This is a genomic window from Pseudonocardia sp. OZ21, assembly GCF_059359135.1.
This window is the reverse complement of record NZ_JCADBN010000017.1, coordinates 39,049-50,967: the sequence shown is the minus strand read 5'-3', so window position 1 is coordinate 50,967 and position 11,919 is coordinate 39,049. Positions and strand designations below refer to the sequence as shown.

Annotated in this window: 7 protein-coding genes; all 7 read right to left on the bottom strand. The window is 74.0% G+C overall.

Annotated features, from left to right (window positions below):
* Positions 1–32: 32 nt before the first annotated feature.
* Positions 33–1,676 carry a (2,3-dihydroxybenzoyl)adenylate synthase gene (locus AC5L35_RS30460; RefSeq protein WP_495063173.1) on the bottom strand — a complete coding sequence of 548 codons (1,644 nt, stop codon included), beginning with the start codon at positions 1,674–1,676 and terminating at the stop codon, positions 33–35.
* Entirely contained in the window at positions 1,673–5,173 is a 3,501-nt protein-coding gene (locus AC5L35_RS30455) for a non-ribosomal peptide synthetase (protein ID WP_495063172.1), read from the bottom strand. Before AC5L35_RS30455 ends, AC5L35_RS30460 begins: the two co-directional genes overlap by 4 nt.
* A complete protein-coding gene (locus AC5L35_RS30450) occupies positions 5,170–6,555 on the bottom strand; it encodes a salicylate synthase (RefSeq protein ID WP_495063171.1) in 1,386 nt (461 codons plus the stop codon). Before AC5L35_RS30450 ends, AC5L35_RS30455 begins: the two co-directional genes overlap by 4 nt.
* On the bottom strand, positions 6,548–6,784 hold the full coding sequence (locus AC5L35_RS30445) for an MbtH family protein (RefSeq protein ID WP_495063170.1): 237 nt from the start codon (positions 6,782–6,784) through the stop codon (positions 6,548–6,550). Before AC5L35_RS30445 ends, AC5L35_RS30450 begins: the two co-directional genes overlap by 8 nt.
* Positions 6,785–6,824: 40 nt before the next feature.
* Positions 6,825–8,141 (bottom strand): lysine N(6)-hydroxylase/L-ornithine N(5)-oxygenase family protein, encoded by a 1,317-nt coding sequence (locus tag AC5L35_RS30440; RefSeq protein WP_495063169.1) that lies wholly within the window; start codon positions 8,139–8,141, stop codon positions 6,825–6,827.
* A gap of 195 nt (positions 8,142–8,336) precedes the next feature.
* Positions 8,337–10,457: an amylo-alpha-1,6-glucosidase gene (locus AC5L35_RS30435; protein WP_495063168.1), complete on the bottom strand. Its 2,121-nt coding sequence runs from the start codon at positions 10,455–10,457 to the stop codon at positions 8,337–8,339.
* On the bottom strand, positions 10,454–11,587 hold the full coding sequence (locus tag AC5L35_RS30430; protein WP_495063167.1) for a glycosyltransferase: 1,134 nt from the start codon (positions 11,585–11,587) through the stop codon (positions 10,454–10,456). The genes AC5L35_RS30435 and AC5L35_RS30430 overlap by 4 nt, the downstream gene beginning before the upstream one ends.
* Between the last annotated feature and the right edge of the window lie 332 nt (positions 11,588–11,919).

Here is an 11,919-nt window from a genome sequence, read left to right as displayed (position 1 = left end):
TGTTCTGCGCTGGTTCTGCTCCGGCGGCGGGGTCATGCCTGCGCGGCACGAAGCCGCTGCACCAGAGCGCGTTTGTCGATCTTGCCGACGCCTGTGAGCGGCAGCCGGTCGGTGACGGTGAGCCGGTCGGGGTACATGAACCGCGCCAGCCCGCGTTCGGCGAGGAACGCCCGCAGCTGCCGCGGTTTCGGTGCCGTCGCCCCGGCCGCGAGCACCACGACCGCGCACACCGCCTCGCCGAGGTTCTCGTCCGGGAGGCCCACGACCGCGGCCGCCGCGATCGCCGGGTGCGCCAGCAGGTTCTCCTCCAGCGCCGAGGCCGAGACGTTCTCGCCGCCCCGGTTGATCACGTCCTTGACCCGGCCCTCGACGACGAGATGCCCGGTCGGCAGCCGCCGGACCAGGTCTCCCGTGCGGTAGAAGCCGTCGGGCGTGAACGCGGTGGCGTTGTGCTCGGCCGCCCGGTAGTAGCCCCGGATCGTGTACGGGCCGCGGGTCCACAGCTCCCCGACCGTCCCCGCCGCGACGTCGGCGCCGTCCCGGTCGACCACCCGCAGCTCGTCGTCCGGCGACAGCGGGCGGCCCTGGGTACCGGCGACGATGTCGTCGGGGTCGTCGAGGCGGGTGTAGTTGAGCAGGCCCTCGGCCATGCCGAACACCTGCTGCAACGCACACCCCAGCGCGGGACGGACCCGGCGGGCGAGCACCTCGTCCAGCTTCGCGCCGCCGACCTGCAGCAGCCGCAGGCTGGAGCGGTCGCGGGTGTCCCACTCGGCCGCGTCCACCCACAGCCGGGCCAGCGGCGGAACCAGCGCGGTGACGGTGACGCGCTCCCGCTCGACCAGCGCGAACGCCACGTCAGGGCTCGGTACCGGCGCCATCACCACGCGCGCGCCGACCTCCAGCGCCCCGAGCAGGCCCGGGCAGGCCAGCGGGAAGTTGTGGGCGATCGGCAGGCAGGCCAGGTAGACGTCGTCCGCGGTGAGCCCGCAGACCTCGACGCTGGCCCTGGCGTTGTAGGCGTAGTCGCGGTGGGTGCGCGGGATCAGCTTCGGCTTGCCGGTGGTGCCACCGGAGATCAGCAGCACCGCGACGTCGCCGGGATCGACCGTGGGCAGCGGCGCGGAGTTCCCCGGCGGGAGCGCGGCGAGCGCGGTGAACGGCCCCGGCTCCCCCGCCACGATGACGTGGCGCAGCGCGGGCACCGCCGCGGCCACCTGCGCGGCCAGCTCCCGGTGGTCGAACCCGTCGTGGCGGTCCGGAACCACGTAGGCCACGGCGTCGGCCAGCGCCGCGAAGTGCTCGATCTCGGTGCGCCGGTGCGCCGGCAGCGCCAGCACCGGCACCGCGGCCAGGCGCAGCAGCGCGAACAGCACCACCACGAACTCCGCGGTGTTGGGCAGGTGCACGACGACGCGGTCGCCCGGAGCGATCCCGAGCGCACGCAGCCCGGCCGCGGTCTCGTCGGCCCGCCGGTCGAGCTCGACGAAGCTCAGCCGCTGCTCGCCCGCCACGATCGCGGTGGCCGTGCCGTAGCGGGCGGCCCAGCCGCCCAGCCGCTCCCCGAGGGTCTCGTCGCGCCAGTGGCCCGCCGCCACGTACCGGGCCACGAGCTCGTCCGGCCAGTACTCGACGCCGTCGAGGCGTCCGGCGCCGGTCATGTCGGCGCCGGTCATAGCCGGCTCGCCAGCTGTGCGGCGACCTCGGCGTCGGACAGCTCGGCGAGCTCGCAGAAGATCTCCGCGGCCCGCCCCAGCCGCTCGGGCTCCGGATCGTCGGCGAGCAGCCGCGCGGCCAGCCGGGTCACGGTGGGCGCGGCGAGCAGCGTCCGCACGGAGGCGGTGGCGGCGCCGAGGTCGGCCCGCAGGTCGGCGACGATCTCCGTGGCGATCAGGGAGTCCCCGCCGAGCGCGAAGAACTCCTCGGTGGTGCCGACCGGCTCGGACCGCCCGAGCGCCTCGGCCCAGATCGTCGCGATCGCCCACTCCACCGGTCCGGACGGGGCGACTCGGCCGGTGCCGCCCGCCCCCGCCTGCTCGACCAGCTGCCGGACCGCCCGCCGGTCGACCTTCCCGTTGGCGGTGAGCGGCAGCGCGGACAGTCCGACCACACGCTCGGGGACCATGTGTGGCGGCAGCAGTCCGCGCACCGCGGCCCGCAGTGCCTCGGGGGCCGCCGTCCCGCCCGCCGTCCGGTCCGCGGTGGCCGGCAGGACGCCCGCGGCGAGCGTGCCGTCCACCACCACGGCCACCGCCGCCGCGGCACCCACGGCCACCAGCGCCGCCTCGACCTCGCCCAGCTCGATCCGGAAGCCGCGGATCTTGACCTGGTCGTCGCGGCGGCCGAGGAACTCGACCGTGCCGTCCGGCCGGTAGCACGCGAGGTCACCGGTGCGGTACCAGCGCCCGTCGTCGCCGGTGAGGAAGCGGTCGGCGGTGCGGACGGGGTCGCCGCGGTAGCCGTGGGCCACCCCGGCTCCACCGATCCACAGCTCGCCGGGCACCCAGTCCGGGACGTCGCGGCCCTGGCCGTCGACCACCCGCATCCGGACGCCGCGCAGCGGCCTGCCGTAGGGCACCGACTGCCAGTCCGGGGGCACGACGGCGTCGACCACCTCGCAGACCGTGGAGTGGATCGCGGTCTCGGTGGTGCCGCCGAGGCCGACGAACCGGCAGCCGGGCACCTGCTCGCGCAGCCGTCCCGGCAGGTCGACGCCCACGCGGTCGCCACCGAGCAGGACCACCCGCAGGCTGTCGCCGAGCCGCTCACCGGAGCGCAGCAGCATGTCGAGCAGCGGCGGGACGCAGTTGAGCACGGTCACCCGGTGCTCGCGCACCAGCCGGGCCCACGCGTGCGCCTCGCGCCGTGCGTCCTCCCCGACCGTGACGACGGCGCCGCCCACGGACAGGGGCGCCGCGATGTCGAACACGGAGAGGTCGAAGTCCAGCGCGGAGATGGCGAGCGTGCGGTCGGCCGGGCCGAGCGCGTAGCGGTCCACCAGGTCCTCGACGGTGTTCATCGCCGCTCGGTGCGGTACCTCCACGCCCTTCGGCTCTCCGGTCGAGCCGGAGGTGAACAGCACGTAGGCGATCTGTTCGGGATCACTCGGCACCGCAGCGGCGAGTGGCTCCGCCGCGGCCGCGGCGGCCAGCGTGTCGCCGTCGAGCACGACGTCGAAGCCCGCGACGGACGCGATCAGCTCCGCACGCGCCTGCGGCTGTTCGACCCCGACCGGGACGTACCCGGCGCCCGCCGCCAGCACCCCGAGCACCGCGACCACCTGGTCGGAGCCCTTGGGCAGCGTCACGCCGACCAGGTCGCCCGGGCGGACGCCGCGGGCGACGAGCCACCGGGCGGTGCGGAGCGCGCGGTCGGCGAGCTCGCCGTAGGTCAGCGCGGCGTGGTCACCGACCACCGCGGGTGAGTCCGGGCGCTGCGCGGCCACGGCGAAGAAGCCCTCGTGCAGCAGTCGCCGCGACGGCTGCCATCCCGGGTCGGTGGCCGCGTCGTTGATCGCGGCGCGCACGGCGAGCTGACCGGCCGGCACCAGTCCCCCGGCCGGCACCTCCCAGGCCGCGCGCTCGGTGCCCAGCCGGCGCACGAGATCGGCGAACGCGGCGAACATCGCGTCCACCACGCCGGGGGCGAACTCCCGCACCCGCACGTCCCAGTTCACGAGCAGGCCGCCGTGCAGCTCGGTGACCTGGGCGTCGAGCAGCACCTGCGGCCCCTGGGAGATGATCCAGACGGCCTCGCCGAACGTCTCGTGCACGATCTCGCCGAACAGCTCGCCGAGGTTGAGCGCGCTGGTGAACACCACCGGGGCGAGCACCTGCTCGCCCCGGGCCCTGGTGAGGTCGCGCAGCACCTCGACGCCGGAGTGGGCGGCGTGAGCGGTGTCGGCGTGCAGCCTGGCCCGGACCGCCCGGGCCCGGTCGGCGAACGGGATCGGTTCGGTGAGGCCGACGGCGAGCAGCACGGAGCTGGTGAAGTCGCCCACCAACCGCTCGACGTCCGCGTGCAGGGGGGCGCGGTCGAACAGCGGCACGTTGAGCAGGAACCGCGGCTGGGCGCTCCAGGCCCCGAGTACCTCGGCGAAGGCGGTGGCGACCGCCGCCGCGAGGGTGACGCCGTGGCGCCGCGCCCCCTCGGCCAGCGCCACGCGCTCCGCCTCGTCGAGCAGCAGGTGCCTGCGGACGACGCGGGCCGGTCCGGGCACCGGGTGGTCGGCCGCGAGCGGCAGGTCGGGCGCGCCGGGCAGCTCAGCCAGCCGTTCGCGCCAGTGCCCGGCCGCCCGGTCGCCCTCGTCGCGACCCTGTGCCCGCCGGGCGGCCAGGTAGTCGCGGTAGGTCAGACCGATCGGCGGCAGCACGGCGTCGGGATCGCGGTAGAGCCTGGCCAGCTCGGCGAGCAGGATCCGGTAGCTCACCGCGTCGGCCGCCACCATGTCCACGTCGAGGTGCAGGCGGGTGCGCCCGCCGGGGAGCAGGGTCAGCGCCGCGGTGAGCACCTCGCCGCCCGCGATGTCCAACTGCTGGTGCGACAGCGCGTCGCGGGTGGCGGCCAGCGCCGCCTCCACCCCGGTGTCCGGGAGCCCGCGCAGGTCGTGGACGGTGAGCCGGCGGCGGCCCTCGTCCGGGGCCACCGGGCCGATCTCCTGGCGTCCGTCGTCGGAGATGTGCACCCGCAGCATGTCGTGCCGGGCGACCAGGGCACCCAGCGCCGCGGCGAGCCGCTCCGGGTCGACGCCGGGCCCTGAGCTGTCGGACACTGGGCTGTCGAACTCGGTGTAGAGGTGCGCCGCGACCCCGCCGAGCGGCTGCCCCTCGGTGCGCCCGACCCAGTAGGCGTGCTGCATCAGGGCCAGGTCGAAGGCCGGATCGGCAGGCGGCGACGCCGGTGACTGCGCCACCGCCGGTGCCGCGGCGCCCGGGGAGCCGCCCGTGAGCAGCGCGGACCACGCGGACACCGTGGGGTGCTCCGCGAGCCGGGCGAAGTCGACGTCCAGCCCGGCCCGGCGCCAGCCGTTGGCCAGCTGCATCAGCGTGATCGAGTCCAGGCCGAGCTCGAACAGCGAGACGTCGTCGGTGATGTCCTCGACGTCCTCGCCGGTGAGCTCGGCGAGCGTGGCGCGCAGCCCGTCGGGCGTCAGGTCGGGGGCCGGCGCGCTCACGAGGCGACCGCCGCGGCCGGATCCGCCCCCGAGCGGACCGCACCGGCCGCTGCCGCAGGCACCAGGTACCGGCTGACGCTGTGCAGCTTCTCCTGCGTCTCCTCGAACTCCCGCTCGGGCGTCGACTGACCCACCACCCCGGCCCCCGCGCGGAGCCAGGTGCGCCCGTGCTGCTGGAAGACGGTGCGCAGCACGAGTGCCGCGTCCAGGCTGCCGTCGGCGTCCGCGACGACGACCGCGCCGCTGTAGAGCCCCCGCTGCTCGGTCTCGTGGTCGCGGATGGCCGCGCAGGCCGCGGACTTCGGCAGCCCCGATGCGGTGACGGCCGGGAAGAGCCCAGCGAACGCGTCCCAGCAGGTGCGCCCCTCCTGGAGCCGGCCGGTCACCCTCGACGCGAGGTGCTGCACGCTGCCCCGCTCGCTGACCTGCATGAACCCGTCGACGTGCACCGATCCGGGACGGCACAGCGCGGCGATCTCGTCGTGCGCGCCCTGCACGGACACCGCGTGCTCGAAGACCTCCTTCGGGTCGGTCAGCAGCTCCCGGCGCAGCTTCAGGTCGATCGCGGCGTCGCCGGACAGCGCGCGGGTGCCGGCCAGCGGCTGGGTGGACACCGTGCCGTCGGCGGCGACCTCGACGATCGTCTCCGGGCTGAACCCGGCGGCGCAGAGGTCCCCGAGCCGCAGCAGGAACGACCGCGCCGGGGTGTTGCCCCGGCGGCCGGCCTCGTAGGTGGCCGCGAGGTCGAGTTCCTCGGCCACCGGGACCACCCGGGAGAGGATCACCTTCTGCAGCCGCTCGGCGCGGATGTCCGCGACCGCGTCGGCCACCGCACGCCGGTAGTCGGCGCCCCCCGCGGTGTCGTCGACCGTCGCGCGGGCCGTGGGCAGTGCCGATCCGTCCACCTCGGCGAGCCGGGTGGCGAGCTCGGTCAGGCCTTCGGGCCGCACGTCCCGCAGTTCGGTGGCGTCGGTCGACAGTCGCGCCTCCTGCTCGGGGACGACCAGGTGCAGCAGCGGGCCCGCACCCACTGCATCGGGCATGCCGTGGAGCAGGTAGCTCAGCTCGAACGCGATCCAGCCGTACGCGCGCCAGCCCTCGATCCCGGTGCCGGCGAGCACTTCGGCGACACGGTCGAGCGGCCGGTCGCCCGCAGGCACCAGGGATGTGGTCGGGCCCTGGCGGAAGTGGATGCCCTCGCGGTCCAGCAGCACCTCGACGAGCGCGCCCGCCCCGTAGGACACCTCGTCGGGGCGCTCGTAGAGCACGTAGGGGCCCGGGCTGGAGCGCGCGAGCCGGAGCGCCGCCGAGAGCGGGTCGACGCCGGTGGGCCCCGGGGTCCGGCAGTACTGCGGCGCGCGACGAGTCGTGAGCTCAGGCACGGGTGCGGCCCGCCGCGTCGGCGTCCATCTGGGCGATGAGGCTCGCCGGGCGCATGTCGGTCCAGGTCTCCTCGATGCGGTCGAGGCACTTCTGCCGGGCAGCGGGCCCGTGCGCGACCGTCCAGCCCTCGGGCACGGGCACGAACGTCGGCCACAGGGAGTACTGGCCCTCGGCGTTCACCAGTGCGTAGAACGTGCCGCTGTCGTCGTCGAAGGGGTTGGTGGACATCGGTCCTCCTGGTGCTCGTGGGTGGCTGTCGAGGCCCCGGTCACCGGGACGTCGCGGAGGCGGGTAAGCCATCCGCACGACGGTCCACGGTGGAGGCGGCCGAGCGGGCCGCGATGGACGTGACGATCTCGCCGCTGCGCACCGCCGTGGTGGACAGCAACGTCGAGGAGAGGCCGTGGGTGTGCTCGGTGGGCCCCTGCAGGTAGACGCCTGCGGTGACCTCCGGGTCGGTGACCACCCGGTAGTCGCGGTGGACGGCCAGCAGGCCCGCCGCGTCGCGGCGGCAGTAGGCGCCGAACGGGCCGAGCACCTCCAGCGGGTCGCACGGGCGGTAACCGGTGGCGAAGACGACGAGATCGGCGTCGAGCACGTCCCGCGTGCCGTCGAGCAACGACTCGATCGCGAGCTCGACCTTGTCCCCCACCTGCACGGCGCCGGCCGCCCGGGTGACGTTGAGGAAGCGCAACCGCTCGCGGCCCGCCACGCGCTCGTGGTAGTGCCTGCGGTAGAGCGTCTTGATCAGCTCGGGGTCGACCACGGAGTAGTTCGTGTTGGCGTGGTAGCCCAGAAGCAGGCGCTTGGCCTCGTCGGGTTCGGAGTAGAAGTCGTCGACGGCACCGGGGTCGAAGATCCGGTTCGCGAACGACGTGTCGTCGGCCGGGCTGTAGCCGTAGCGGGTGAAGACGGCGCAGACCTGGGCGTCGGGGAACGTCCGGTGCAGGTGGTCGACGTTCTCGGCGGCGCTCTGCCCGGCACCGACGACCGCGACCCGGGCAGGCGGGCCGCCGCCCAGCTCACCGAGCCGGGTGAGTAGCTCGCTGCTGTGCCAGATGCGCTCCCCCAGCACCGCGCCGGACGGGAGGTGGGGCCGCAGCCCGGTGGCGAGCACGACGTTGCGAGCCGGCTGGCGGACGGTGCGCCCGGCGGAGTCGCGGACCTCGACGACCAGGTGGTCGACGCTCCCGTCGGCACCGACGGCGGGCTCGATCGCGACGACCTCGCAGCCGTAGTCGACCTGGCCGGCGAAGCGCGCAGCGGCCCACTCCAGGTAGTCGTGGAACTCCAGCCGGGTGGGGAACACGCTGCCGTAGTTGATGAAGTCGACCAGCCGGTCGTGGCGCTTGAGGTAGGCCAGGAAGCTGAACGGGCTGGTGGGGTTGCGCAGTGTGACCAGGTCCTTCAGGAAGGAGACCTGCATCGTCGCGTCCTCGAGCAGCATGCCGCGGTGCCAGCCGAACCGGGCCTGCTTCTCGACGAACCGGCACGACAGCCGCTGGGGCGCGGTGGCGTTGTGCTCCGCGATGGCGATCGCGAGACCGAGGTTGGACGGGCCGAAACCGACCCCGACGACGTCCACGATCTCCGTCCTGACCGAAGCGCAGTGTCCACGCCGGGGGTGCACCATCGTCGTCCTTCCGGCCGGGGGAGCCCTGGATAGGCTTACCTTACAAGTACCGGTCAACATCGCCCCCCTTGTCCCAAATCCGTGATTCTTATTACGTACGGGTTGCCTCCGATGACGTTCCGTGTGAGGTCCGGCAGCGGTGACGACTCAGCCGAACCCGACCCGCAGCCCGGCGGGGGTGCTGATCAGCGTGGTGCCGTCGCCGTCGTGGACGACGGAGAGCTCACCCCCGGCGAGGTTGATCCCGAGAGCCTCGAACCGGCTCAGCCCTCGGGGAAGCACGGGGTCGAGCGACAGGGTCCCGGCCGGCACATCGGGATCGAGGCCGAGACACAGCGCGACGATCGCCAGCGGCACGCCTGCTGCCCAGGCCTGCGGACGGCAGGCGGTCGGGTAGGGCACCGGGAAGTCGCCCGGCTCACGACGGTGTCCCCCGAAGAGCTCCGGTAGTCGGTCGTCGAAGACCGCCAGCGCGTCGAGCAGGTCACCGGCGAGCTGCATCGCGGGCTCGTCGAGCCCGTACCGGCGCAGACCCTCGCAGGCCAGCACCGTGTCGTGCGGCCAGACCGAGCCCACGTGGTACGAGATCGGGTTGAAGCCCGCCATCTCGCCGGAGAGCGTGCGCAGCCCCCATCCGCTGGCCATCGCCGGGCTCACCAGGTGTGCCGCGACCTGCTCGGCCTCGTCCTGGGACGGGACGCCGCACCACAGCAGGTGCGCCATGTTCGAGCTGATCGCGTCGACCTGTTGTTTGTCGCCGTCCAGGGCGAAGGCGAACGAGCCGGGCGCACCGCCCGAGCCCGGCCGCCAGTACCGGCGCCGGATCAGCTCCCGCAGCTCGTCCGCCTCCGCCATCAGGTCAGCGGCCTCCGCGGGGTGGCCGAGGTGAGCCAGCACGGCCGCGAGCTCGCGCCGGGCGCGGTACGCGTAGCCCTGCACCTCGACGAGCGCGACCGGCGGCCGGGCGAGCCGGCCGTCGGCGAACTGCACCCCGTTCTCGGAGTCCTTCCAGCCCTGGTTGGCCAACGACCGCGATCCGGTGGGGCTGTACTCGACCAGGCCGTCACCGTCGAGGTCGCCGGGACCGCGGAGCCATCCCAGGGCCGCCCGGGCAGCGGGCAGCAGACCCTCGATCGCCTCCCGCGGGGCGCCCCACCGCATCGCCTGGCCCAGGACGATCAGGAAGAGTGGGGTGGAGTCGACGCTGCCGAAGTACGGCTTCGCTCCGCCGACCGTGCCCTCCCCCAGCCACGGGCGGTCGCCGAAGCGCACCTCGTGCAGGATCTTCCCCGGCTGCTCCTCGTTGCCCGGGTCGTCGACCCGGCCCTGGCGGGCGGCCAGCGCCGTCACGGCGTCCAGCATCAGTTCCGGCCGGAAGGCGCGGGCCTGGTAGCTGGAGATCAGCACGTCCCGGCCGAACAGCGCCACGAACCACGGGATCCCGGCGGCGAGCAGCCGCCGCGAGCTGTCCTGGTCGTCGGGGATGCTCAGCGCGTCGAGATCGACGAGCGAACGCCGGCAACCCCGGGCGAGGTGCTCGGGTCGGCTCTGCACCACCGGATCCGGCACTGCCGCGGCACCGACCCGCTGGGGCAGCGTCGCCCGCTCCTCGTTGCCCTGGCCACGCAACGCCCGTACCTCGATCCGCAGCACCCACGGCCGGTCGCGGTGCAGCACCGCGTCCCACACCGCCTCACCATCGGCCAGCACATCAGGCGCCGGATCGAGGCACACCGCCGTCGTGCGCGGCGTCCCGGCGGCCTCGAAGCTCAGCAGTCCCGATGACTGCTGTACGGCAACGCTGGACGAGGGCACGCCGGGATCCCCGCCGAGCCTGCGCACCTCGAAGATGTCGGCGAAGTCGGAGTCCATCCGGATCGACAGGCGCAACCGCACCGGCTCGGGCGTCCAGCAGCGCAGGGTGAGGGTCTCCGCCATTCCCCCCGCCGTGACGTGGCGCCGGCGCTCGCACTCGACCGGCGCGTCCGGCAGCCGATCCTGCAGGGTGGCGTAGCTGCGGAACCGGGCCACGTCCGGACTGATCAGGCCCGATCCCAGATGCCGCAACGGTTCGCCGTCCACCGACACCTGCAGCCGGGACAGGTGGCGGGTGTCGTCGGTGATCAGGCCGAACGGGCCGGGCGCGATGTCGCCGCGCTCGTCCGAGATCACGACGGTCAGCCCGGCGATGGCGGTGATCGTCCCGGGACCGGCGAGCACACCCTGGGTCGGGCCCTCGTCCCGTACGGGCTCGACACCGGCGGTCATCCGGTCGCCTGCACGGGGGTGCGGCCGGCCGGGAGCGCTCCCCGACCGGTGTGGACGGGAACGACGGGCGGCCGGATGACCGACGTGCCCACCTCGAGCGGGTCGAGCCGAGCGGCGAGCGGGACCAGCAACCGCTCGGAGCCTTCGACCAGCGCAGCCTGCGAGAAGTGCTCAGCGACGTGGCGACGGCACGCGGCGCGGTCGATCTCGCCCAGCCGGTCGATCAGCGGGCCGAGCTCGGCGGCGGTGTCACGGACGAACCCCGTCACCCCGTCGCGCACGATCTCGCGGACCGCACCGCGGTCGGTCGCGAGCACCGGCGTACCGCAGGCCATGGCCTCGACGAGCACCATGCCGAACGGCTCACGCCACGAGATCGGGAACAGCAGGGCGGCCGCCCGGGACAGGAACTCGTAGGTCGCCTCCCGGCCGAGCTCGCCGAGGAACACCACGTCGGGGCCGAGGTGCGGTGCGACCTCGCGATCGAAGTACGCCTGCTCCGCCGGTTCCCGGCACTTGGCGGCGATGAGCAGCGGCCGCCCGGCTTCGCGCGCCAGCACGATCGCCTCCGCGGCGCCCTTCTCGGGCGCCATCCGGCCGAGAAAGGCCAGGTACGGCTGCGCGGTGGCCCCGAAAGGCACCGTGTCCACGTCAATCGCGTTGTGGCACACGCCGGCGAACGGCAGGTGCGGCGCCGCCAGCCGCTGGGAGCGGCTGATGGCCGTGAGCCGCAGGCGCGGCGCGCGAGCGACGAGCCCCTCGTAGATGCCGAGCAGCTCGCCCTCGAGGGTGCCGTGCACCACGTGCATCGACGGGACGCGGCCCTGGGCGGAGAGCAACGCCCCCAGCGGACCGGAGTGGTCGACGAGCACATCGACGTCGGCGAGCGCGTCCAACGCACCGAGAACGTGCTGCCACTCGTCGGTGGCCATGCCGATCTGGACCGGCAGGTGGTCGAGCGGTTCGATCACGCGGACGCCCTCGACCGCCGATCCGGGCGCCGCGCACAACGTCACGTCGTGGCCGGCGGCGGCGAGCCCCGCTGCCTGCACCGCGACCACCCGCTCGATGCCGCCGTAGGCGGGCGGCGGGATGGGGATCCAGGGTGGGGCCACGAGACCAATGCGCACGGTTCTTCTTCCGGTTGACGACGGATCCCAGCCACCCGGCGGACCCGCAGGCGCGGCGTCGGAGAAACACTGGCGATCGTCGGGCTCTACGCGTCCTGTACGACCGGCGCTGGGTCGTATCCGGAGAGCACCCGACCGGCTCGATGGCCGTTCACGTCAAGGGCACAGGAACGATCTCCTGTTCCAGTGAGCGTCGCGGCGGCACCTGCCGTCAACTTTCCGGCGTCGGAGGAGATCCAGATCACTCCGGCGGTGCTGGACACCGGCCCGCGCCGGCCGAGATTTTTGATCGCCACGGCCGCTGGCCCCGCAATACAGGAGTAGAGTGGGAC